Source organism: Treponema sp. Marseille-Q4132 (genome assembly GCF_014334835.1).
Lineage (GTDB): Bacteria > Spirochaetota > Spirochaetia > Treponematales > Treponemataceae > Treponema_D > Treponema_D paredis.
The window spans coordinates 181,666-205,966 of record NZ_CP060591.1 but is presented as its reverse complement, the minus strand read 5'-3'; the positions used below and the strand labels follow the sequence as shown (position 1 = coordinate 205,966).

Below are 24,301 nucleotides of genomic sequence, written 5' to 3'. Positions count from 1 at the left end.
CGCTTCAGTCACCTTAGGTATTTGTATTGCCGGCATCGAGGGCGGCCGTTTCGGCGACCGCATACTCTTCTTTGATCCGGCATATCTTTATATCACCAAAGAGCCTGTTTTGGAAGACCGCGATCATCCGGTCTTTTACCGCTTCGAGCAGCGCCATAAACGAACAGATGATGTCCATTTCGTTTCCCGGCCGCGTAATCAAATCCGTAAACATGCACTCGCCCGATTCTTCGAGCTTTTCGTTCATGAGCGTGATCTTTTCGTTGATCGAAATCTCTTCGTACATGTTCAGTATCTTTTCATTCGAATACTGAGAAACCATGTCGCGGAAAATGCGCTGCATCTGCTGAAGCAGATCCCACGTATCGATCCGCTCCCAAATGCCGTCGTCTTTGTCGAAAGGCAGCACGCGCTGAATTTTCGCGCGCTCGAAATTCCACTCCGACGTATCTTCCTGTTCTTCCATAAGTTCGGACAGCCGCTTGAATTTTTGATATTCGATAAGGCGGTCGACGAGCTCCTGCCGAGGATCTTCGTCATCGTCGTCGTATTCGATTTCAACGGGAAGGAGCATACGGCTTTTGATAGAGAGAAGCTTTGCCGCCCAGCTGTAAAATTCCGACAGATCGCCTAAATCGGTTTGCACGGCATAATCGAGATATTCAAGATATTGATCGGTGATTTCCGCAATCGGGATATCGTAAATATTTACTTTGCTTTCCCTGATAAGCGTCCATAACAAATCGAGCGGGCCTTCGAATTCACCCGCCGTATAATTGCGCTTTGTCTTTACCGCGCTTTCCGCACTTTGCATTACCGTCCGTTCATCCGCCATATTGTCCTCGAAGAAAATTGAAAATACCGCTCAAAGTTCACGCGATATCCGAACAGAATCTTTAAATAGCGCGTGCATGCGGAGTATGATTTCCTTATTCAAATATCGGCAAAAGTGCGTAAAATCTCAAGCTTGCGGACTTGTCGCACAACAGCAGTACTCTTCCGAAAAATGCGGCATTGCAGAAACTGTCGATTTTCAAAAATGCCGCATTGGTGCGCGAGCGTGCACAGGTATATCCGCAAGTTTTCTGCAAGAAAACTCGAAGTTAAAAGCGCCGCGCCGTTTCAGCGGCGCTTTTAAACCTTCCGCTTCCGTCACAAAAACGCTTCCGTAAAAAACGGCACATAGGTGACGAGCATGAGTACGGCAAACTGTACGATCAAAAACGGAAGGATGCCTTTTACGACGCGGGAAAGCGGCTTATCGAAAGTATAAGACGAAATAAACAAATCCATACCGACCGGCGGCGTCAAAAATCCGATTGAAAGATTCATCAAAAATATGACGGCGGCTCTGACCGCGCTCACGCCGAAAGATTCCGCGAGGGGCAGCAAAAGCGGCGAAACGATGAGTATTGCGGAAAACATATCCATGAGACAGCCGACGACGAGCAGAACGAGATTCATCAATATCAAAAACACATACGGATTTTTTACGTACTGCGTGATAAAGCCCGACAGGATCGCAGGCACGTTCGCATCGAGCATAAAATAGGAGATGCCCGATGCGGCGCCGAGGATAAACAGAACGCCGCCTGAAACGGGAACGCTCGAAGCGACGACACGAGCCGATTTTTTTAAAGTAAAATCGCGGCGGACGAATACCGAAAGACAAAACGCGTAGATGACTGCGAAAGCTGCGGCTTCAAAAAGATCGAACACGCCTTTAAAATACAGAACCGAAATAAAGGCCGGCATAAGCAGTTCGGGAATGCAATGAAGGACGGCATCGCGCGCTTCTTTTCCGGAAAACTTCGGCCGCTCTCCCCTCTTATCCAGCACGACGCCCGTCGCCATCATCGAAAGCGCCATAATACAGCCGGGGATAATCGCGCCTTTGAAAAGGTCGAACACGTCGATGGAAAAATAATTGACGGTCGCGTACATAATGATGGCGGCGCTCGGCGGAAAAAGCAGGCCTATCGCACCGGAAGCGGTTACGAGAGACTCGGCTCTGTCTTTGGAATAGCCGGAACCCGTGAGTACGACGGCCAGCAACGGCCCGAGCGCGAGGATCGTTATGCCGGAAACGCCGGTAAAAGTGCTGAAAAACGTCGACACGATGACAGCCGCGATAACCGTTCCGCCGCGGAAAGGACCGATGAGCGATTTGAATACGGCGACATAACGGCTTCCCGCACTGCTTTGCGAAAGAATATAACCTGCTATCGTAAAAAGCGGTATTGCTGCGATATTGCGGTCGGTAAGTATGCGGTACGTTTCAAGCGGGATGACATCGACATAGCCGCCGCCTGCCGAAAAGAGCACGTACGCGATACCGCCGAGCACGAGAAAAAGCGGCATACCGAAAAATGCGAGAGATGAAAAAATGACGATGATCGGCAAAAGCGCGATTTTCGAAAACGAAAGCCATGCATCGTTTATCGCGTACAGGGACGGAACGTTTTCCATGCCGAAAAGATAATACAGAATGCCGGTAAAAGGTCCCATCGAAATAAAAAGGCCGAACACCATACCGATGAGTGAAGCGATGAGATTACCTTTTTTGCATGAAATCATGGCAATGATGCCGAAATAGCACAGCGGAAGAGACGCGAAAAAAAAACGAACGCTCATGCCCCAAAAGCGGGCATCGAACTGAGCGGGATTGACAAGCTGACAAAAGGCATTGATAAAGAGCGCCGAAAGGATGCAGCTTGCTCCTCCCGTTTTAACCGATTCGATCGGACGGCGGATCTTTTCGCCGAACACGGAACTCAGCGACGCAAGACTCAAATGCCTGTCTTCCCGCCATGTTACAAGACCCGCAACGCTCGCAAATAAAAACACGAAGTGAAGCACGGCGATATCGGCGCCGGGCACTTGCACACGGCACACTCCCTGCATAAATTTCAAAAAAAGCGGGAGCACGGCGACGATCGCAATGAGAGCGACGGCCAAAGCGTTTTCGATTTTTCGCATCATGTTAATTGCCGCGATGACGCTTTAAGACGGCTTCGATGGACATATACAATTTTTCATCGAAGATACCCGTTTTCATCATGGAGAGGGCGTCTTTGCTGAGCGTTTCTTCCATGACTTTTCGCTCCGCGGCGGTAAGTTTTACAAGCGTACAGCCGCCTTCGACGCAGCGGTCAAGATACTCTTTATCGGAAGTATTCTGTGCCGCGATAAAATTCGCCTGCGCTTTTTTGACTCCGTTCAGCATGGCCGTTTTATGCGCAGGGGAAATATCCGCCCATACCTGTTCCGATAAAATGAGCGCGGCCATGACGGGGCAAATGGGAGCGTCGAGAATGTACGGAAGCGATTTATAATATTGTCCCGCATAGGCGTACATAGGAATGGAATAAAACCCCTCGACGCCGCCGGGCGTTTTTACGCTCTGCAAGAGTTTATCGGGCGAAATATCTTCGGTGCGGAAGCCGGCCGCTTTGAACGCATCGGAAAGCTTGGGCAGTCCCATGCCCGCAACTGAAAGTTTTTGCGTCTTCAAATCGGAAGGCGTATGCACCGGCTTTTTCGTGTAAAAATACGCCCAACCGACGTTAAACCAGCCGAGCAGCACGTAGCCTTTTGCGGCAATCGCTTTTTGAAAATCGGGTGCGAAGGTATTCAGTACCAAATCGACTTCTTCCTGATTCCGAAACATAAACGGAATGGCCGTTGTCAAAATATGCGTTTCAGGCGCGAGCGTCGAGATGCCGAGCGTCGTAAAAATAGCTCCGTCGATCGGCGCCTTTTGACCAGGGCGAACGGCATTGAGTTTTTGAACGACACCGCTCTCTCCTCCCATCGCGTTCGTTCCCATAAACTGCATTTGGATCGCCCCGCCGGTACCCTTCGCCCAATCCTGCGCGAGGATGCGCTCCTGCACATCCCATGCGGAACGGCTCGGCGCGACGGTCGCTATTTTAAGCGTTTTAACCTGCTGCGCGGATAATGCGGCAGCGAACGCAAACAGTATCGAAAAAACAACAAAACGTAATTTCATATCAAATCCCTCAAACTTCAAATCGATTTAATAAAAACGGCAGACGAAAGCTACGGAAATCACCATTCAAGAAAATAATCCGATGCGTGTTCGAGCAGCCGTTTCGCTTTTTTTTGCGCAATCGTCGTCATAAGACGGCGCGACGGATCCGCATCGGGATCGATCGCAAGCGCTTTACGAAGAGAGCTTTCAAAGCCTTTCCTGTCTCCCGCAGGAACGCATATCGCTTCCGCATAAGTGACATAGGGACCAGGCGTTTTTCCGCCCGATGCGCGAAGCGCTTCATTGTAACAATAGAGTCCCCTCTCCGTATCTCCGCCGAATTCGGGAGGAGCGCTCATGTAAAAATTGCACAAAAGCTCCCAAATAGCGCCCGCATTGTAATCGGGAGCAAGGGATGCGGCACGTTCGAGGATCAGAGCGGGAGAACGGATAGTGCCGAGGAGATCGGCGCTGAGCGGATCGAGACTGAACGCGCCGAGCCAGCCCGCACACGCCCAATAAGAAGCTTCGACGTCGTACTTGCCGAGCTTTACACATGCCTTTTTTACCGCATCCTCGTCTCCGCTCAAAACGGAGGCGCGAAAACCAGCGTGCCTTCCGTCGAGAGCTTTAAGGCAGAGATCGCGGCCGCGCAGGTAGTGCAGCTTTGCGCGTTCGAACGCTTCGTGCTGGCGATCGAATTCTTCGTTCGGCAGCGTTTCCGCAGGAGTTTGCACGAACGCGTTCGCATACATGATATTGAGCGAACCCGTCATCGTCATCAAACCGATATGGCGGGGATTTGCCGCTTGCAGTATTTCATAGCTTTTGAGCACCGTCGGAAAAAATTCTCCGACGAGCGTTACGTCCGTTTCGCCGGTGATCGCGATCATAGGATCGGCGGCGGACGCTTTTTTCTTTTGCGGAACGCCCTTGCCGTTCGCACCCGCGAGCGCCGTGGAAAGCGCATTGCCGACGAGCGTTTTGCACGAAAGCAACAGCGATGCGGATAGAACGAGCGATGCGAAAGCCGCTTTTTGTATGAGCTTCATATTTATACTATATAACAAAACGATATCTTTCTCAACCGCAAAACCACGGCTGCAAGAAGCGCGTATTGCACATATGAACGACTCGTCATTTCTTTAATTTAAAATAATCTCTATCATATATAAATAATGATAGTAATGAGATCATAGATACACCCAATACGGTTACATACAGTTGTATTGATTCTCTGGTAAACAAAAGAACCAGATTTGATATATTAAAAAAAACATGATAAAAAATCGCATTTAAAATATTATTTTTTGATTTTGTATAAAAATATGTAATAAAAATACTGAGCATAATAACCGTAGGAATAAATAATACGTATCCTACAAATCCGACATTCATTATTTTGAAAAAATGCCATGCACCCCAAAATACTCCGACAAATAATGAACCGGTAAAAGCAGTATATTTATATTCCAAAATTGATAATAATGTACCTCGCCAGCCGATTTCCTCACTGACAGATCCGACAATAGTCAGTATAATACCGATTAGCAATAAATATCCCGTATACTCCGACTTAACATAGTGCCTTCCCGTTAAACCGAGTATAAATGAAGACAGTAAAACCAGTATTATGGGGAATACAATACTCATTACCGAGTATTTATCCAATTTATAAGAATAAGATTTTTTTTCATTATATTTTTTTCTAAAAATCAAAGTTGTTATCAACGGAGATAATTGTACTGCAACCATTATGATAAGACCTGACAGTAATTCATTACCCCTGCTGTTTTGTAGAATACCTCCGACTGTCAGCGCAAGAATAACCGTCAGTAATACGTTCACCAAATAAAAAAACAGTATTTTTTTATTCATTTTACCTCCTCACTTTTTTTATTATATCCGTATTCTTCATCCCTTCAATCGGACAATCATGTCGCAAGTGGCGCGGGGAACTTCGCGCTCCGCGCAAAGCGCAGAGGTATCTACAAATCGATTGTATCGGCGGGAGTTTTCGGAATCGGTATGTCTTTTTCGCCGAAGATGATTTTTTCTATCGAATCTTTTTCAGCCGCGTCGAGCCTGAGACGCAGTTCGGATCTCCCCGTCGGAATATTCACCGACGCTCCGTCTTTTCTGTACGTCGGAAGAAAAAACGTAAAAATCCACGGAATGGTTGAAAGCCCCGAATCGTCGATGATAAACACGGGTATGTAGTTTCCGTTTACATCTTTTCCGAAAATCAGCTGTTCTTTATTTATTTTTCGGTACGGAATTTTTTTCGAAGCGTCCAAAGGGTTGTCGATTGACAACAGTATTTCGAATATTTTTTTCCCGTTCGTATCCGCAAAATCGAACGTGTCCCGTTCGTCTTTATCGATTTCCCGTATGGAAACGAAGGAAACGGAAAGTTTATTAATTTTATTGAGCAGCGCTTTATTCCAGCCCTTTTTTATACCTTCGTATGAATGCTCCGCGATATTTGCCGTCGTTTCTCCGACGCTTTCGGCGATTTTATTTACGAGCGGATCGCCGTTTATCAAAGCTTTTGTTCCGATAATGATCGAACATGAAAAAAAGACGATCCACAACAGCCCGGAAACGCCCGAACGTATGAGCGTATTTTTTTTCGGCTGTTTTTTTATCGTTTTTACGATCAGCATGACGATAAAAATCCAAAACAATAATCCCGCAATCGCTGCAAGCAATCCGAATAAAATCGCGGCAATCATGCATACACCTCCCATAATAAGTAAATGCACTTTACTATTCTATCCGAAAAAAACTTAAACGGCAACGGATCGCATTTTCATGTGGGGTTTACGCACTCGGCAGCCCGGCCCTGTCTTTTTCGCCGAAGATGATTTTTTCCATTAAATTATTTTAATAATTTATATTTTTCAAAAATATCACTGCCGATTTTCCCTTGCTTCATCCGAATTAATTTTAACACTAAAGATTTTATTTGCGTTTCATCTATTTTTGTTTTTTTAATTTCTTTTTCGAAAATATTTGTTTCCGCTTTTGAAAGTGTGTTTTCGGAATTACCGATATTTAAACAACCGAATTCATCAAATGAAATTCTTTCCAAATAAATCAAATTATTGTTCTGATTCGTGCGGAGGGTTTAATACCCCGACGCCGCTTGAAGCTTCGCTGCGAGGCTACGTCGTAACAAAGGGTATTAAACCCGACTGCAACCACTTTATGAGAACAACAACCCCGATGCTCTGCGTCGGGGTTGTTGATTAAAATCAATAAAAACGCTTCCTTCATAACAACCCAAACAATATTTTGCAGTTCTTGATTTCGGCATTTTGTAAGTATAAAAATTCAATCGATTACCGCTCTCTTCCGCTTTTGTATTTTGCTTATTCTTTTTCATCGTTTTTACAAAGAAAATTATACATATAATTAGAATTAACAATATCGCCAATAAAACGATAAAGTCATATTCTGTTTTATTAATATTCTGTTCCTTCAATTCATCGAGGAGATTAATCCGAATATCAATCGCTTACTCGCGACGACATGCACATATATGATAATTATCACTAATACAATCTATTTTGTACCAAATCCCTGTCCACAAAGTACCTTTCCAATCTCCTTGAGATTCAAAAATATTATTTTGAAAAATATCTGTAGTACCAATCATATCCGTAAAATTATTCTGATTGTAACTATCGAATGTAATTATACCTTCTCTTGGTATCCCATCACCTGAGTGCCTATTACCATCATCAAGTTTTAATATGAAATGTTGTTTCAAAAAATTAGGTCCGGAATGGTCATCCAAAGCTTCATAGATTATATAAATACCGGCTAACCCATCACCTGCCCAAAGTCGTTTAATGTCGGCCTGTGTTTTTCCGTATGGAGTATTTATCTTTAGACTTGAAACTTTACTTGATGCATTATCTTTAAATGCTTTTACACGGATTTCCGAAATAGTTTTGATTTCAAATGGGTTAGTATATTTCAAACTCTGCTTCGTCGGAGCCGTTCCATCTAATGTATAATAAAATGAAACATCACTATCAGCACAGGAAAAAGAAACTATTGTTCCCGTTCCCAATTCATCAAGTCTGTAAATATTACAACTCCACCCTGCTTCTAGCAGTTCATTACAATATGTTTTTCCTTCAGAAGGTGTTATTTTATAAGATACTGTAATTTCAGGCAACGATAAATTCTCAGTATTTTCCATATCAATACTTGCGTTTATTGCATCGCGATTTTCAAATTTACATCCTATAAACAATAATGCTACAAGACTACATGCCTTAACAAAATGTAATTTCATAAAAAACTCCTCTAATATTCATTTTTGGTCGAAATAAATGTTATAGATCGGTTCCGCACAAGTCTTTCCACGAGCAGTCCGCTATCAACCTAACATATATCAAACCTTTTCTTATTATATCCATCTTCTTTATTTTTTCAATCAGCCAATCATGTCGCAAGTTGCGGGGGGAACTTCGCGCTCGTTGCAAATTGAGCAAGGAACTTCGCGCTCGTTGCAAGTTGCACGAGGAACTTCGTACCGTTTGCAAGCGGTGGGGCTGTGTCAAAAGTCGGTTGCTTTTTCGACAGCCTGTCGAGTTTAAAATTAAGTCTTTGCTATTATCATTCTGCATTCTCTTTCCAGATTTCTAAATTATATTTTAAAGAATTTATTTGTTGAAATATCTGCATGGTTTCGATCTCATTTTTCCATTCTTCAAGTGTTTTTTTATTTTCGAACGAATTATACCATTCTTCATATGATTCTATTGTTGAAAATTTTTCTTCAAATGGGATTGTCAATGAAATATGTATTTGTATTATATCTTCATCTTTTAGCAGTTGTCGAACAAAATCAATTTCCAAATTCTTGCCATTACCCCAATCGTAAACACCATATTGGAAAAGTAACATATCTGCATCTTCCCGGCGTTTATATTTTTTACTTTCTTTTAAATAATTTTCAGTAAAAACTTTTACTATATTTTTCACAGAATTATCAGTTTTTAACTTGTTTTTATATTCTTTTAATATCGTATCTTCAAATTTACTAAAAATCATATATTTTCCAAATTGCACCGCACGGTTTATTCCTCTAATAATTTCATTACGTTCTTGGCATCTTTTATTTTGTAAAATCCCGGAACGCTTAATTCAGAGGATAATCCGTATGAGGGAAATCCGGATCGGTGAAAAAAACTCGGCGGCTCGGCGAACAGAATAGTTCCTGTTCCGTTTGCATATTCTATCAGTCTTAATGTAGTCCATTTCCCCTTCGGTATGCTTTCTATCCTTTTGTATTTTACAATTATTACTCTTTTATCCGTAACAAAATATTCTGTATTTTTTCTATTTAGATAATCATGTATAAAGCGTCCTATCGTAATGTAAATTCCCGCTAAAATAAAAGGTATGCCCCACAACGTAAAAAAAATAGGAGCATCCTTTATTCGTAATACGTTTATTTCCCAAAAAACAGTAAATCCTGCCCATAATACAGAAAAAGGAATCATAAAAATATCTGATTTTGTAAATACAATGCCTTGCTTAGGTTTTCCTTTCCAAAGCAAACTTTCATCAATATCAAATTTCATAATTACTCCCAGCTCTTCGCCCCGGCGGAGCGTCCATCTAACATTCGCTTAACCTGCATTTGCGGCTCGTCCGCAATGTCAGGTTGAAGCGGGTGTTAGGTTCTGTTTATATCAAATTATCATAATCTCTTTTTGCATAGAAAATACGCATTATTGAAACTTCTTTTTTTCCATCGTTAATAATATACAACGCAATATAATTTTTCTTAAAAAGAAACCTGTGATATCCTTCTGCTTGCAGAACTAAATCCTTACTCAAAGGATACATATATGGATTATCTTCAATGTTTGTTTTTGCCTTCAAAAAATCTTCCAGCAAACTGGCGGCAGCTTTAGGATTGCAGAGCGTGTCGGAAATATATTTTACTATTTCCGATAAATCTTCCTCTGCTTTTTCCATCATTCGGACATTATAGCCCATATTTTTCCTTTATACGAGAAACTGCATCTTCGACAGAAGAATATCTGCCGTTTTTCATATCTTGTTTTGCTTCTTTAAGTTTACCGTAAACATTAGATAGAAAAAGATTTTTCTCATAGGTTTCCATGCTCATAATGACCATATCACCATAACCGTTTTTTGTGATAAAAATAGGCTCGTCTTCTTCACGGCATAGTTGTGAAATTGTTGTAGTATTTTTTAAATCTCGTATTGGAACTATCTTTGGCATTTATATCTCCTTGTGGGATTATTTTACCACGGTTTTCAGAGTTTTGTCTATAATTTGATTATTACAAACAACACTATATAAAATTTATTGTGCAGTCGTTTTTTTAATAAAGCTATGACTTTCATAAAAAGCAGCTGGGAAAATGGAATCCCAGTATATTAACTATGCAATCAGTTTTTTAATCGAATTAACGATAAAAGGCACATACATAAAAAATAATGAACAACGTTCCCACAAACCTTCATTATCAATAAAAGTATCTTTACATTTTTCTTTATCACTCATTACAAAAAAAGCAAAAAAAACTAATGCTGAAATAAAAACAGAAAACATACGGCTTTTCCAATACTCACTATTTATTTCTCGGTCTTCTTTGTCAATGCTATGCGTAACATCAGCAGACTTAAACATAAAGTTACCGGTGTAAATACTATTTTTTCAAAAAGTGTTTTTGCAAGTATATTTCCAACAGTATTAAAAGAAAATATTATAAACAAAATCCACGCAATAATTTTACCGGTTGTTTTTTCTGAGAAATATTTTTTATATAAGAGCACATATAGAAGACAAATTGTTTGTACTAAAATTGAAATTAATTCAAATATAAAAAGTTCACCTTTTGTTTTTAGTTGTCCGCCCCATACGTAATCTACAGGTATAATATCTAAAAATATTATTGAAATTATTATAGCAACATGGAAAACTATAAAAACAGAAAAAACAATTTTCACTATCGTTAATGTCTTTTCAATAGAAATCATAGAACCTCCTCCACATTATATTAATTGAATTATATGGATTTTTATAGATGGTATACGATAAGACAAAGCAAATTTTACATTCTTCCCCTGCGCGGAGCGTCCGCCTGACATTTACTTAACCTGCATTTGCGGCTTGTCCTCGCGTCGGCTACGAACCTGTGTTATACGAAATTGTTTTTTCCTAAATAATTAATTAATCTGTAGTAAACCACCGCCTTTGGCGGTGGACAGGAAAAGCTTGGCAGATCCGGCAATAGCAGGAGAGGGAAAAAGTCCATAGAATCCAAAGTGTGAACCGCTCAAAGTTACACACGGAGGAAACTATGGACAATAAAAGTTTATCGCATACGAAATGGGAGTGTAAATATCATATAGTATTTATACCGAAGTATCGGAAGAAAAAAATGTATGGAGCGATAAGAAAAGATTTAGGAGAAGAATTGCATCGTTTGGCAGGACAAAAGGAGAGTAAAATTTTGGAAGGTCATATGCTGAACGATCACATACATATATTAATCGAGATACCGCCGAAATATTCGGTTGCACAGGTGGTGGGATACATAAAGGGTAAAAGTGCCCTGTATATAGCAAGGCGGTATGGAGAACGACAAAGATACTTTACGGGGCAGCATATGTGGGCACGAGGGTATTTTGTTTCGACGGTGGGACTTGATGAAGAAGTCATACGGAAGTATATCCGTGAACAGGAGAACGACGATCTTCGACAAGACGAATTGCAGGAACAATTAGGCCTGTAGCCGTAGGCTAGGCTAAACCGCTTTGAGCGGTTCTTTTCAAGCCACCACCTTTGGTGGTGGTAGTTGACTTCTTTTTTATATATTTGAAAAAGAAAAAATTATATTTCAGGACGCAACACTTCTTTTTTCAATTTTGTGCAGCTTCAATCCCCGTATCATCATTACTTTACTTAGCTCTAAAATTTAATTTCATTTTCTAATCGAGTCAAGCTCGATTAAAAAATATTTCCTATAAAAATCTTACTTATAGTTTCTCTCCAGAAAAACAGTAAAACCATCTAAATATTTTAGATTATGTATACCCAATATATCATCAGTTAATAACTTTTGATAGTATTCTTGAAAATCAGTTTCCATTAAATGTTTGATGATATAAATTTTAGTTTCTTTACACTTTACAAGAGTCTTATCCATTTGCTCTAACAAAAATAACATTCGCAATAAGGTTTGATTAAGATATACAGAAGAACCTTCTAAAACACCCTGTATAATTCTACCATTCTGAATTTTCTCAGGTTCGTTTTTTGTTTGTATAACAAATCCGTCATAACTTTTTATATTATCTGCAGTAATATCATATAACTCAATTGTTCCTAGTACCTTAGATACTTTAGAATTATTTCCCGTGTAGTACTTACTCGCGATATTACCGTTTGAATAAATTCTGATTTCCTCGTACGAATAACTATCAGGAAGAGGTTCTACCGGCAGATAGTATATTTTATTATTACAGCGAATAGCCAATCTGGAATCTGTATTAATTATAAGATAGCCATATCTGGAATAAAATATTTTTCCATTTTCATCTAAAACCTTAAAAAAGCCTTTCCCGTTTATAGCAAAATCTGTATTTTGGGATGTTTGATAAAACCTCCCTTGAGTTAAAATAGGAGTCCCATCGGATTTTCCTGTATTATAATCAAGTGTATCTTTATATCCAAAAGTGCTCAAATTTCTTAAATCTTTATAAAGACAATCATATTCTTCTTCCGGATTAAGTGCAAAAGCGGAAATAATGCAAAATATAATTATGTAAAATATAAAAAAAATTCTTTTCATTTTTTCCTTAAGCGCTCCAATGCGGGCGTCAGCCTAACACATATCAGCCCTCTTTTTATTATACCCGTATTCTTCATTTTTTCAATCAGCCAATCATGTCGCAAGTGGCGCGGGGAACTTCACGTTCCGTACCCTTTGCAAGCGGCAGGGTCAAAAAGCGCTCCGCAAATTCCGCGTAAATTTGCTTTTTACACCGATTATTACTGTGGAGGGAGTGCCGAGTTCGGCATTCTCCCTGTACAAAAAATAAAAGGAAAAACTATGCACATCGAAAAAGAAATCTATAGCGACAGCGAAGCAGGTTTGGACGATGAAGCGCTCGGTGCGGCAAAACGCGCTTTCGGCATAAGCTATCTCTACCCGTGGCAGCGTCTCGTCATCGCGAACATCATCGACGCGTACCGCAGCAGGAAGGCGGAAACGAATGACGCCGGCGCTGCGGAAACGGGCGGCATTGCGGCCGAAGCGAAGAATATTACAAACGATGCGGTCAACGAAGACGCGACCGATGCGAACGACGGCAGCACAACCGACGCGGCCGAATACGGCAAGCAGATAGTTCTCCTTCCGACGGGAGCCGGAAAGTCCTTGTGTTTTCTCGTTCCCGCCCTGCTTTTGGACGGACCGACGCTCATCATCTATCCTCTCCTTGCGCTCATGGCCGATCAAAGGCGGCGCATGGAAGAAGGAAATATCGGCAATGTTACGTTTCGCGGCAACCAAAGCGCCGAAGAGCGGGCGGAAAATTTCAATAAAATAAAAGCGGGCGCGAAGATCATTTTGGCGAATCCCGAAGTGCTGCAAAACGAAGCACTGGTAGCCCGCCTTGCCGAATGCGCAATCGCGCACGTCGCCATCGACGAAGCGCACTGCGTTTCCGAATGGGGCGACAGTTTCCGTCCTTCGTATTTGACGCTCGGAAACATCATCAAAAAACTCGGCTCTCCCCTCGTCACAGCTTTTACCGCGACGGCTTCTCCCCAAGTGCTTTCCCGCATAGCGGAAGTGCTTTTCGACGGAAGCGCGCGCATCGTGCGATCGGAAAGCGATCGGCCGAATATCCGCTACCGCGTCGAATACAGCTGCTGTAAAAAACACACGGCGCTCATACTCGCACACACGGAACAAAAACCGATGATAATTTTTTGCGGTACGAGATTGCGCGCCGAAGACACGGCTCGCGATCTTACGATCTGTTACGGAAAAGAAGCGGCGCGCTTTTATCACGCGGGCATGGAAAAATCGGAAAAAGATGAAATCGAAAAATGGTTTTACGATAAAACCGATGCCGTCCTCTGCGCGACCTGCGCGTACGGCATGGGCGTCGATAAAAAAGACATCCGCACAATCGTTCACATCGACGCGCCGAACACGGCAGAACAATATATTCAGGAAGCGGGACGGAGCGGACGCGACGGAAAAGACGCGAATGCGATTTTGCTGTGGAGCCCCGCGGACACTGCCCGTTTTTCGCGCTTTCCGAAAGAGAGCCGCGAATACGCGATGAAAGAATTCGCCGAAACGAAAAGCTGCCGCAGGCAAGTACTCCTCGACGCACTCGGCGCGGAACAGGCGGTGTGCAGCGGCTGCGATATCTGCGATGCCGAAAAGAAAATCGAAGCGGAAAAAAAGACGTTCCGAACGATGCCTCCGTATAAAAAAATATGTCACCTCGCACGAGCTCGCTTTTTCCCGGCGGAGCGAGATGAAGACTTCGCATTGCGTTTTATTGTAAATCACAGGAACGCATACACGAAAATCGAACTTGAAGGAATGCTGCTGCCTCTCTTAAACGAACGCTCGCAAAAAATCTGCGGCCTCAATACGTGGGAACACGATACCGTTTCGGAACTCGTCTTTCATCTTGAAAAAAGCGGACGCATTTGCATAAAAACATTTCCGTGGAAAGGAAAAGTCGGCATCGTGCGCGGCGAAAAATCAAAAATATGGAAAAAAAGTTTCTAATCGATATAATAAGGCGAACAGGTGCCTTGAGCTTTTAGGACGGACTTTCGTCAGCATAACACGTGTTCTCGGAAAGACTGAAGAGGTAAAGTATGTTTAAGAAAAAATTTTTATTGTTTGTTTTTTTTATTTTCGAACTGTTTTTATATGCTGAAGATTTTCATTATGTTGCTGAAAAAGATATTGCCGTATTTTTTCGAGATGAAGATTTAATACTGTCGTTAAATAATAAAAAAATAATAAGAAAAGGTGCGATAGTGAATTTGGATTGCGAAAAGTGCAGAATTCGTTTGACCGATAAAAATAAACAAAACAAATTACTTTCCCTTGTTTATGACGGTACTATATACAAAGGATTTATTTCAATAAAAAATCTCAAGATAAAAGATTGCAACGAAGTTCTCCCCGAATCGATAATTTCAGTAACGGAAATCGGTATATCGAGAAAATATGTACCGTCATATTTTCTCGAGGCATTAAAAAATAACAATACTTCAATAATAAAAAAATATGATCACAAATATGCATTGGAAAATCAAAATCCCGATATACAGGAAGAAACCGAAGAATATATAGCATTGGCTTTAGAAGAAGATCGGTTTTATGCCGTTATCAGTAATATGGGATTGAGATTCCATAATGACAATTCTTTTTTGTTCAATAAAATTGAAAAAATATCCGATACCGTATATCGTTGTACGGGATACGGAGTGTCTTCATTCAGCAGAGATTTGATAGATGAAACCGACTGGGACTCGTATTTTTCGTATGATCAAATAGATTCAAACGAATATGAATCGCTGATTCTGAAAATCGACGGCGATTTTATACACATTTACAGTGAAACTCAAAAAAAATATTTAATCACCTATGTAAAAATATCCAACGATGCAGAGGTACAGCTTATAAATCTGTTTAATCATAAAAATTGCAATACCGAAAATCTGAATTGGCCCCGCCACGCGGACGACTGAGCTGTCGCGTTAGGACATACGACACTGCGCGGAAACGGATTTAGACAAAACATTACAAAATCGCACACACGAAATCGCACCTTGTAAGTTTATATATCGTATGCTATTGTATGTATATGCATATACATACGAAAAAAATGATTGCTCCGATAATAATCGTTTTTTTGATTTTGGCATACTATATTGCATTCGGCGTATTTTTTGTAAAATTCGCTGCGCCGCTCATATTAAAACTCATCGGAATCATTGTTCCCGCCGCACTTTCGGCGGCTTTTATATGGCTGCTTGTCCAACGTATAAAAGAAATTAAAGGAGGAGAAGAAGATGATCTTGGTAAATACTGATTATGTTTCCGGCAAGGATTTGGAAACGATCGGCTTGGTAAAAGGAAGCACCATCCAGTCGAAAAACATCGGCAAAGACATTTTGCAGGGATTAAAGACGATAATCGGGGGCGAATTAAAAGGCTACACCGAAATGATGAACGAAGCGCGCGCCCTTGCGACAAAGCGTATGGTACAGGAAGCCGAAGGATTGGGAGCCGATGCCGTTGTAAACATCCGCTATTCGTCGGCAGCGATCATGCAAAACGCAGCCGAAGTTATCGCCTACGGAACGGCCGTAAAGTTCAAATAAACGCTTACATAACCGCACCCTTGTGTAAAACCGCTTTCGATAAAACGAGGCCGCCCTTTCTTTTCGGACAGCCTCGTTTTTTTATGTACTATGCGGAAGAGGATTCCGTTTCATCCGATTCCGAAGCCGCTTCCGCTTTTTGCGTTGGCGGCGCCGCTTCGACCCGCCGACGTTTTTTCCGTTTCGGTTTTTTCGTATAATTTACGACAAAGACGGCAAAGTCCATAACTAAAAATACGGCGATCGCCGTGCCGATGACGCGCGCGTCGGTGAGCACGGATCCGGCGAGGGAAAGCGTCGAAACAATATCTCTCATACTGTAATTATCGGCGCTTTCCGTGCGCAGGATAAGGATCCTTACGCGCCCCTCGTTCCGGCAGCGCCTTTCGAATCCTGATTGTACATGCGGTTTATCTGCTCGTCGGTCAAATCGATATTGTACATATCTTTAAAATACGATTTTACTTCTTTTTCGACATCGATATCGCCGAAGAGTTCGGGGTACACTTTTTTTGCGATCCAGTACAGCGTTACCGGCGTGTCCGCACTCGGCGTATAACTGCGGTAAGTTCCGAGCGGCATCTTGTACACCGTGCGGTTTTGCACCGCTTTGATCGGCGACCAGTCGTAATTCGCAGTCCTGTTATTGTACAGATCGTCGGCCGTCTGAGAAGTAAAATTGGTTATTAAAATAATATCGGGATTCCACTTGTAGATCTGTTCCATATTGATGACGGCGTTGCTGTTTTCAGCTCCGACTTCTTCCGCAACGTTTTTCGCACCTACGGCGTCGCACCAAAATTGTCCGAAAAAATGTTTGCCGCTCGTAACGATGGTTTTTTCATTGCACATAAACAAAAACAGCACTTTTTTACGATCGCTTTCGGGAAGGGAGGAAACGCGGGATTGAATCGTTTCGTAAACTTTTCGGCTGTATGCGCTTACCGCGTCTTTTTTATCGTTTTCCGGAAAAACCTGACTGAGCACGTCGATCCATCCGTCGTAGGTATCGAGGATATTGTAGTTCCATTTGTTGACGCTGACGGCGACGGCGGCAAGTCCCGCTTTTTTGATTTCCTCTTTTTGCTGTGAACGATGCGCCGTCGTAAAGACGACATCGGGTTTAAGAGCGAGCACTTCTTCGACGTTCAGCGTATCGTTTGCAAGAAAGTGCGAATCGATATTCAAATACGACGGAAAAAGCTCTCCGAGCAGTCCCGCTTTTGCAGCTCCGATCGATGCGGGCGGAATACCGACGAGACGGTCGGGGCTTCCCAAAAATACCGTGATGACCGACGGCAGAGGCCACACGCCGACGACGACTGCGCGGTTGACCTTTGCAGGGATGACGACTTTTTCGTCGTCGTGATCGATAACGGTACGCGTCGTTTCTTTCGCCGCTCCCGTCTTCGAACAGGAAACGAAGAAACCCGAAAGCGCCAAGCACGCAAGAACACTTCCGATACTGACAATATTTTTTTTCATAATTCCTCCAAAAAAATTTTTGCAGAAAGGTACACTTTCGAAAAATTTTTTAGTCATGCGCGAAGGCGCACATGTTCCTTCAATTTTATTAACAAACTCACACCAAATACAGAGGGACGACGTCCTTATATTTGGTATTTTGATATTCGAATTCGTTGATATGTACTTGCACGCTGAAGGTCTTTTTCATCGAAGCTTCGGTGATGACTTTTTCGATCGCACCGCTCGTACTTTCGCCGTCCCTGTTCAGGATGAGCGCTTTGTCGGCGATCTTCATCGCATGAGCGGGATAATGCGTGTTGACGACCGCCGAAATATGCCGCTCTTTTGCAAGACGGTAAATCGTGTTTAAAATTATCAATTGATTTTTAAAATCCAAATTCGATTCCGGCTCGTCGAATACGAGCATTTCAGGCTCTACCGCAAGAGCGCGAGCGATGAGCACCATCTGCAGTTCACCTCCGCTCATTTCGGTGCAGAGCTTATCGCGGAGAGATGCGATACCCGTGTCTTCCATTGCGCGAAGGGCGATGCGTTTGTCTTTTTCATCAGGCTGTTCGAAAGTGCCGAGGTGAGCGCTTCGTCCGAGCAGCACCATGTCGAAGGCGGTAAAACCGAACGCGATCCCCTTTGCCTGCGGAACGTATGCGATGCGCCGCCACAGATCTTTTTGCCTCCAGCTTTCAAGCGGTCTTCCGTCGATAAGAGTATCGCCCTCATCCCATTTTAATAATCCCATCATGCATTTGAGCAGCGTCGTTTTACCGACGCCGTTCGGACCGAGTACACACAACACTTCTCCGCTTTCGACGGAAAACGAAATGCGATCGAGTACGCGTTCGGTGCCGTAGGCGAACGAGCCGCCCCGTACGGAAAAAGTCATGTCCACGAACCTCCCGTTTTTCGTAAGAGCGCGATAAAAAACGGCGCACCGATAACCGCCGTCAAAATCGAAATCGGAATTTCGGCCGCGCTCATGCTTCTTGCAAATGTATCGATAACGATAACGAAGACCGAGCCCAAACTGATGCTTATGGGAATAACGGTGCGATTGTTGCTTCCCATGAGCATACGCGCCATATGCGGAACGAGCAAGCCCACCCAACCGATCGAACCGCACATCGACACGGCGGACGCGGTGATAAGAGATGATGCGACGATGACGAGCAGGCGCATCACGCGGATATTCATGCCCATCGAACGCGCTTCGTCTTCGTTCAGCGATAAAATATTGAGCCGCCAGCGCAGCAAAAAAATGATGAGCGTTCCCGTGACGATAAACGGAAGACCGAGCAAAAGAGTTTTATAGCTCGCACCCGACATACTGCCCATAAGCCAATACGTGATCGACGGCAAAATATCCTGCGGATCGGCGGCGTATTTGACGAGGGACACAAAGGCTTGGAAGAGTGCCGAGACGACCATGCCCGAAAGCACGATCATGACGACCGAACTGCGTCCGCGAAATCGTCCCACCGAATACGTAACGGCGCAGGCGACAAGGCCGAATACAAGGGCTGAAAGCTGCACGACGATCAAATTGCTTCGAAAAAGAAGTGCCGATACCGCGCCGAAGGATGCGCCGCTTGCCACTCCAAGCGTGTCGGGCGTCGCGAGCGGATTCGTAAATAAACCCTGAAACGCGGCACCCGCGCAGCTTAAACCCGCGCCGACAAAAGCCGCCAAAATGATGCGCGGCAAGCGTACGCTGAAGATGACGGAGCGTTCAACCGCAGTTATCTCCGCCTTCGTCACGCCGGAAAAGAGGATGCGCACCGTATCGAAAACGCCGAGCGCATAGCGTCCGAATCCGAGACAGATGAGCGCGGTAAAAAGCGGCAGCACGGCGAGAGCTGCAAAGATGATTTTGCGCTGCCCTGCAGTATAATTCATAATTGCGTTTTCCTTTTCGTTTACAAACCTGCGGCGGATCTCGACGGATGATAAATCGTATGGAGGTCGCCGGAAGTGAGCGTTATTCCGTAAAATTCTTTATAATAATCGACGATGATTTTATCGAGATCGTAGTCTTCAAATAATTTCGGCTGAATCGTCTTTGCAAGGAATACGAGTGAAAGCGGCGAATCGGACGACGGCGGGCACCAGCGGTACATACCGAGCGGAAATTTATACACTTGTTTTTTTTGTACAGCGCTCACGCTCGACCAGTCGTTGCCGTCGACAATGCCGTCGTCGAAATCTTCGGGAAGTTTGGTATTGAAATTTGTTAAAATCACGATATCGGGATTCCATGCGTAAATCTGTTCCATATTGAGTTCCACGACTCCGCCTTCCGACTTCGCAGCGTTGATGCCGCCCGTCGTCGTGATCCAATATTCGGGGAACATCTTTTTTCCGTAGGTCGTAATCTTTCCGTTATCGTACGCATAGATGATCATCGCACTCGGTTTTTTTTCTTCGGGAATCGAAGCGACGCGAGCTTTGACATCTCGTTCGATTTTTCTTCCGTACTCGATAAGCTTTTTCGAACGATCCGTTTCGCCGAGCACTTTTGCCAAAAGATCGATCCACGCCGCATAGGTTTCGATCGTATTGAACTTCGCAATCGACGTTGAAAAGCCGACGGCGGGGATTCCCGTTTTATCGAATACCGCTTTTGACGCTTTCGCCCCGGCGTTGTAAAAGATGACATCGGGTTTGAGCGCCATCAATTCTTCCGCGTTGATGACGCCGCCCTTTTCGAATCCCGTCTTCGCGTTTGCAATTTCGGGATAGGCTTTTACAAGAAACGATGCTTTTGCCGCCGCCATGGAACTCGAAGGAATTCCGACGAGTTTTTTTGCGGAATCCGCATACAGACAATAGACCGACGGCAGAGGATAGAGACTTGCGATAACGATCCTGTTGATTTTATTCGGTACTTCGACGGTATTGCCCGCGTGGTCGACAACGGTATGCGTTTTCGGCGCGGCAAAAGCACGCGATGCCGCAAAAAGACAGAGTACGGCACAGACTTTTATGATCATCTTTTTCATATATCCTCCTATTGATTTTATGTATCAATTCTCAGTTTACTCCAAAATAAAAACCGATAATACTCTCTACCGTAAAATTATCAATTACCCATTAACAATTAATAATTTTCTCTCCACCGATTACCGATCATCCTTCGGCGATTTCAAAAAGAAAGCGCGTCATGTCATCACCTATGACGCACTTCGTGTCATCCCAGCACACTTTACTCGAAACGGCGACGTGCGGCAAACCGTGAAACCTGACGGAAGAATCTTTTATCAATTCTCCGACAAGCGGATCGGCTACGATGTCGGTGTACGAACCGCCGTTTACAAGATCCATGAGTTCCCGTTCGCACACGGCTTTATGATCGTATGCTTCGGCGTATTCCGAAAACGAATTGAAAAGGTATGCCGCTTCTATGTCCGCCGTTCGAGAGATGCGTCTGAGTTCGCTTCGAATCGAACACGCCGTAACCTGCTCTCCCGCAATCAAAATCCGTTTGTACGAAGCTTGCGCCGCATTCGCTTTCGGAGCGGTTTCCCACACGCTCCCCGAATCGTTTTTTTCGCCGGAAAGAAAACGCCGTACGGCCGTAAGCATCGCCTTTCCGTCTCCGAGCGGAACGCCTGCAATGTACGGAATGTGATACGCTCTTTCCATATATTTTGCGATTTCGATCCCCGCATACGAAAGCGCGACGTTCAAGGCTGCAGAGGGGCTGCGTTTCAAATCCTCGAGCGAAAGTCCCATCGAAAGGCTTGCAAGGATTTCAATACCGTTTTTTTCAAACAGGGCGCGCACGGCTTCTGCGTTTCCGCTATTGCCGAAATCGAGCGGCGTCAAGCCGAGGAGATTGATCGCATTGTTTTGCTTTTCACAGCGTTTTGAAGCGGGAGCGAAACGCTTTAAAAGCGCAATCGTCCCCATGGAAACGCCTCTATCGTAAAACACCGTGCCCTTCGTATCGAAGCCGAACGACGGGATCCCCGTCGCTTCTTCCACTTCCGAAGCGATGCCGTCGTAATCCGTACCGATGACCATGGGAACGGGGCTTCCGAGCAGGGCGATAAAAGCGGGTTGCAAACTTTCGGCGGCTTCGATCATCCGTTTGACAAGTTTTTTATCGTTTCCGAGCACCGCGTCCATGTGGCGCAGTCCCGAGCAAAACACGATCGATTTCGAATTCATCCAGCGAGGTTCGTCGTATCCCAAATAATTTCCCGTACAGCCGGACGCATCGTGGATAACGATCATACCTCCGAGCTCAAAGAGCGAAGAAGCGACACCCGAATAATCGGGCGCGAAGGGCGGCAAAACCAAACACAAATTATTCATATAATCAGCTTTGCCTCCCTGATCATTTCGGCGACATCGGCTCGGTGGGCATTTGCGCTCCGCATCATTTCCATAAGACGGACGACGCCTGAAAAACCGAAATTGCCCTCGTCGTCCATGATGTTGACGACCTTTTCCGATCCGGTCATATAGCCGCAGTCGAAACCGATGCACAAACAGTCGGAGTACGATCGGTACGCGAATTTCGGAGAGTCGTGATGCAGCGGACTTGCAATTTCCAAATGAGGAGCGTGCGTTTTAAGCCACTCGAAACTTTCTTTTTCAAACGGAAGGATTTTATCGACGGCGAGCAGCTTTACCGTAAACCCGTAAGAGATGAGCGTCTTCGCGAGCGCACACGGCTGCTTTACCGACTGAAAATCGATCGCAACCGGCGTACCGTCTAAAAAAGCCGCAGTTTCACGGAGAGATGTTTTTGCATTTTCATAATCGCGTTCGATGTCAAACGATACGTTCATCCCCGCATCGGAAAGTTTTTTCGCGAGCTCTGCGTACATGTCTTTTATGCCGTCCGGATCGTAGGTGACGTACGACAAAAAATACGGAATGCCCGGATTTTTTTCCATATCGCGGGCGGCAAAAGCGGCGGCGGGAGAGAGTACGATATTCATACCGCTCGTCCGCATCGCATAGTATTCGTCGAATGTTTTGCATTCGCTTATATGGCGTACGCGGATACCGTTGTCGCCCATGATGCGGTAGAGTTCGGAACCGACTGCCGGAAGCACATTGTTTCCGATGAGATTTACATAGTTTTTAAAGTGTTCGGCTTCTTTTTCGTCGGAAGAAGAGAGCAGACTGTACATATTTCGATTCAGCGACACGAGCGGCGGAAGCGGCGTATCCGATTGAATCGGATTCATGTGGCAGGAACGGAAAAGAACGTCGGGATAGGTTTGCTCAAGTTTTTCATCGAGCGCCGCATGATCGGTGCCGAGCATATCGTCGAGGCAGGACACGAATAAAAACAACACGCGCGGCTTTTTTTTCAAAAACGCAAAAAGTTCTTCGATTGCACGGAAAACCTGAGCTTCGTAATCGCCGGAGACGATCTCCTTTTCGCCGATAAAAAGATAGGATACTTTATCCTTTACGCCGTTGATGATTCCTCCGAGCGCGCCGTGTCTGCCGCAGGCGAAGGGAGAAACGAAAAGCATATACACTTCCGGTACGAGGGCAGCGACGCGGATGACGCCCCAGCCGCCGTGAGCGGGGGATTCGTAGTGCAGCGTCGTCGTAAAACAGGCTGAACGGCACTCCATTATGCAACCCCGTTTTCAAGAGCGACGTCTTCGCTTCGCGCAAGGATTTCTTCGGCGAGCTTGCGATAACAATCGGCTTGATGCGATTCCGGAAAGGCTTCGATGACCGTCTTGCCCTGATCTTCGGCTTGCTGTACGACGCCGTCGCGCGGAATGACGGAAACGACACTGCCTCCGATTTCTTTCAGCGCTTCGTTTACGGTCGCCAATTCGTTTTCGACATTGCGCGAATTGAGGATGACTCCGGAATACCGCGCATAACCGCGAGAGCCGAAATTCGAAATAGCGTGCGCGATGTTCGAAGCCGCATAGAGCGACATCATCTCGCCCGAGGTAACGATAAACACGTCGCGCGCATAGCCGTTTCGGATCGGCATCGCAAAGCCGCCGCATACGACATCTCCGAGAACGTCGTAAAATACGATATCAGGCCGGTATGTCGTATACGCTCCGAGTTCTTCCAATTTATCGAACGCGGTGATGATGCCGCGTCCCGCACAGCCGATGCCCGGAGTGGGTCCTCCCGCTTCCACACACAAAATATCGTTAAAGCCTTTGAATACGATATCGTCGAGGTGCAGCTCGGCTTCTTCATCTTCGCGCAGCCGATCGAGTACCGTCACGATTTTTTTTCCGCCCATAAGATTTTTTACCGAATCGGATTTCGGATCGCAGCCGACCTGCATCACTTTATATCCCATAGTACTCAGTGCGGCCGACAGATTCGACGTAGTCGTCGATTTTCCGATACCGCCTTTTCCGTAAATTGCAATCCTTCTCACGAACATACCTCACGGA

28 protein-coding genes are annotated in these 24,301 nt (G+C 44.4%); 5 read left to right on the top strand and 23 right to left on the bottom strand.

The window, feature by feature from the left end:
• Positions 1-13 precede the first annotated feature (13 nt).
• From H9I35_RS00930 to H9I35_RS00865, 14 genes are all read right to left on the bottom strand, one after another.
• Positions 14-814, bottom strand: a complete 801-nt coding sequence (locus H9I35_RS00930) for a segregation and condensation protein A (RefSeq protein ID WP_252722767.1) — start codon at positions 812-814, stop codon at positions 14-16.
• A 338-nt stretch (positions 815-1,152) separates the two neighbouring features.
• Positions 1,153-2,982, bottom strand: a complete 1,830-nt coding sequence (locus tag H9I35_RS00925; RefSeq protein WP_187419806.1) for a TRAP transporter large permease — start codon at positions 2,980-2,982, stop codon at positions 1,153-1,155.
• Position 2,983: 1 nt separating this feature from the next.
• Positions 2,984-4,012: a TRAP transporter substrate-binding protein DctP gene (gene dctP, locus H9I35_RS00920; protein ID WP_187419805.1), complete on the bottom strand. Its 1,029-nt coding sequence runs from the start codon at positions 4,010-4,012 to the stop codon at positions 2,984-2,986.
• 59 nt (positions 4,013-4,071) lie between these two features.
• Positions 4,072-5,046 carry a TRAP transporter TatT component family protein gene (locus H9I35_RS00915; RefSeq protein ID WP_187419804.1) on the bottom strand — a complete coding sequence of 325 codons (975 nt, stop codon included), beginning with the start codon at positions 5,044-5,046 and terminating at the stop codon, positions 4,072-4,074.
• Positions 5,047-5,131: 85 nt separating this feature from the next.
• Positions 5,132-5,872, bottom strand: a complete 741-nt coding sequence (locus tag H9I35_RS00910; protein ID WP_187419803.1) for a CPBP family intramembrane glutamic endopeptidase — start codon at positions 5,870-5,872, stop codon at positions 5,132-5,134.
• 110 nt (positions 5,873-5,982) lie between these two features.
• Positions 5,983-6,729 carry a hypothetical protein gene (locus H9I35_RS00905; RefSeq protein WP_187419802.1) on the bottom strand — a complete coding sequence of 249 codons (747 nt, stop codon included), beginning with the start codon at positions 6,727-6,729 and terminating at the stop codon, positions 5,983-5,985.
• 146 nt (positions 6,730-6,875) lie between these two features.
• Positions 6,876-7,088, bottom strand: coding sequence for a hypothetical protein (locus tag H9I35_RS00900; RefSeq protein ID WP_187419801.1), 213 nt, complete (start codon positions 7,086-7,088; stop codon positions 6,876-6,878).
• Between the two features lie 426 nt (positions 7,089-7,514).
• A complete protein-coding gene (locus tag H9I35_RS00895; RefSeq protein ID WP_187419800.1) occupies positions 7,515-8,303 on the bottom strand; it encodes a chitobiase/beta-hexosaminidase C-terminal domain-containing protein in 789 nt (262 codons plus the stop codon).
• Positions 8,304-8,626: 323 nt separating this feature from the next.
• Positions 8,627-9,064, bottom strand: coding sequence for a hypothetical protein (locus H9I35_RS00890; RefSeq protein ID WP_187419799.1), 438 nt, complete (start codon positions 9,062-9,064; stop codon positions 8,627-8,629).
• A gap of 26 nt (positions 9,065-9,090) precedes the next feature.
• Positions 9,091-9,597 (bottom strand): PH domain-containing protein, encoded by a 507-nt coding sequence (locus H9I35_RS00885; RefSeq protein WP_187419798.1) that lies wholly within the window; start codon positions 9,595-9,597, stop codon positions 9,091-9,093.
• Positions 9,598-9,703: 106 nt separating this feature from the next.
• Complete coding sequence (locus H9I35_RS00880) at positions 9,704-10,000, bottom strand: type II toxin-antitoxin system RelE/ParE family toxin (protein WP_252722685.1); 297 nt, start codon at positions 9,998-10,000, stop codon at positions 9,704-9,706.
• 7 nt (positions 10,001-10,007) lie between these two features.
• Positions 10,008-10,268, bottom strand: a complete 261-nt coding sequence (locus H9I35_RS00875; protein WP_187419796.1) for a type II toxin-antitoxin system prevent-host-death family antitoxin — start codon at positions 10,266-10,268, stop codon at positions 10,008-10,010.
• Between the two features lie 162 nt (positions 10,269-10,430).
• On the bottom strand, positions 10,431-10,601 hold the full coding sequence (locus H9I35_RS00870) for a hypothetical protein (protein WP_187419795.1): 171 nt from the start codon (positions 10,599-10,601) through the stop codon (positions 10,431-10,433).
• 23 nt (positions 10,602-10,624) lie between these two features.
• Positions 10,625-11,029: a hypothetical protein gene (locus H9I35_RS00865; RefSeq protein WP_187419794.1), complete on the bottom strand. Its 405-nt coding sequence runs from the start codon at positions 11,027-11,029 to the stop codon at positions 10,625-10,627.
• Positions 11,030-11,352: 323 nt separating this feature from the next.
• Here H9I35_RS00865 and tnpA point away from each other — a divergent pair, with 323 nt between their 5' ends.
• The gene (tnpA, locus tag H9I35_RS00860; protein ID WP_187419793.1) at positions 11,353-11,787 is read left to right on the top strand and encodes an IS200/IS605 family transposase; all 435 of its coding nucleotides are present in this window, start codon (positions 11,353-11,355) and stop codon (positions 11,785-11,787) included.
• Between the two features lie 240 nt (positions 11,788-12,027).
• Here tnpA and H9I35_RS00855 read toward each other — a convergent pair whose 3' ends face one another.
• The gene (locus H9I35_RS00855) at positions 12,028-12,846 is read right to left on the bottom strand and encodes a flagellar hook basal-body protein (protein WP_187419792.1); all 819 of its coding nucleotides are present in this window, start codon (positions 12,844-12,846) and stop codon (positions 12,028-12,030) included.
• Between the two features lie 261 nt (positions 12,847-13,107).
• Here H9I35_RS00855 and H9I35_RS00850 point away from each other — a divergent pair, with 261 nt between their 5' ends.
• From H9I35_RS00850 to H9I35_RS00835, 4 genes are all read left to right on the top strand, one after another.
• Positions 13,108-14,811 carry a RecQ family ATP-dependent DNA helicase gene (locus H9I35_RS00850; RefSeq protein ID WP_187419791.1) on the top strand — a complete coding sequence of 568 codons (1,704 nt, stop codon included), beginning with the start codon at positions 13,108-13,110 and terminating at the stop codon, positions 14,809-14,811.
• A 92-nt stretch (positions 14,812-14,903) separates the two neighbouring features.
• Positions 14,904-15,785, top strand: a complete 882-nt coding sequence (locus H9I35_RS00845; RefSeq protein WP_187419790.1) for a hypothetical protein — start codon at positions 14,904-14,906, stop codon at positions 15,783-15,785.
• A gap of 116 nt (positions 15,786-15,901) precedes the next feature.
• The gene (locus tag H9I35_RS00840; protein WP_252722684.1) at positions 15,902-16,129 is read left to right on the top strand and encodes a hypothetical protein; all 228 of its coding nucleotides are present in this window, start codon (positions 15,902-15,904) and stop codon (positions 16,127-16,129) included.
• Positions 16,110-16,421 carry a YbjQ family protein gene (locus H9I35_RS00835; RefSeq protein WP_187419789.1) on the top strand — a complete coding sequence of 104 codons (312 nt, stop codon included), beginning with the start codon at positions 16,110-16,112 and terminating at the stop codon, positions 16,419-16,421. Before H9I35_RS00840 ends, H9I35_RS00835 begins: the two co-directional genes overlap by 20 nt.
• 88 nt (positions 16,422-16,509) lie before the next feature.
• Here H9I35_RS00835 and H9I35_RS00830 read toward each other — a convergent pair whose 3' ends face one another.
• The 8 genes from H9I35_RS00830 to H9I35_RS00795 form a co-directional block, all read right to left on the bottom strand.
• Positions 16,510-16,737 (bottom strand): hypothetical protein, encoded by a 228-nt coding sequence (locus H9I35_RS00830; protein WP_187419788.1) that lies wholly within the window; start codon positions 16,735-16,737, stop codon positions 16,510-16,512.
• A 41-nt stretch (positions 16,738-16,778) separates the two neighbouring features.
• Positions 16,779-17,906, bottom strand: coding sequence for an ABC transporter substrate-binding protein (locus H9I35_RS00825; RefSeq protein ID WP_187419787.1), 1,128 nt, complete (start codon positions 17,904-17,906; stop codon positions 16,779-16,781).
• 97 nt (positions 17,907-18,003) lie between these two features.
• On the bottom strand, positions 18,004-18,789 hold the full coding sequence (locus H9I35_RS00820; RefSeq protein ID WP_187419786.1) for an ABC transporter ATP-binding protein: 786 nt from the start codon (positions 18,787-18,789) through the stop codon (positions 18,004-18,006).
• Positions 18,786-19,799, bottom strand: coding sequence for a FecCD family ABC transporter permease (locus tag H9I35_RS00815; RefSeq protein ID WP_187385263.1), 1,014 nt, complete (start codon positions 19,797-19,799; stop codon positions 18,786-18,788). Before H9I35_RS00815 ends, H9I35_RS00820 begins: the two co-directional genes overlap by 4 nt.
• 20 nt (positions 19,800-19,819) lie before the next feature.
• Positions 19,820-20,902, bottom strand: a complete 1,083-nt coding sequence (locus H9I35_RS00810; protein ID WP_187419785.1) for an ABC transporter substrate-binding protein — start codon at positions 20,900-20,902, stop codon at positions 19,820-19,822.
• 127 nt (positions 20,903-21,029) lie between these two features.
• Positions 21,030-22,220 (bottom strand): nitrogenase component 1, encoded by a 1,191-nt coding sequence (locus H9I35_RS00805; RefSeq protein ID WP_187419784.1) that lies wholly within the window; start codon positions 22,218-22,220, stop codon positions 21,030-21,032.
• Positions 22,217-23,503: a nitrogenase component 1 gene (locus H9I35_RS00800; protein WP_187419783.1), complete on the bottom strand. Its 1,287-nt coding sequence runs from the start codon at positions 23,501-23,503 to the stop codon at positions 22,217-22,219. The genes H9I35_RS00805 and H9I35_RS00800 overlap by 4 nt, the downstream gene beginning before the upstream one ends.
• Entirely contained in the window at positions 23,503-24,285 is a 783-nt protein-coding gene (locus tag H9I35_RS00795) for a nucleotide-binding protein (RefSeq protein ID WP_187419782.1), read from the bottom strand. Before H9I35_RS00795 ends, H9I35_RS00800 begins: the two co-directional genes overlap by 1 nt.
• Between the last annotated feature and the right edge of the window lie 16 nt (positions 24,286-24,301).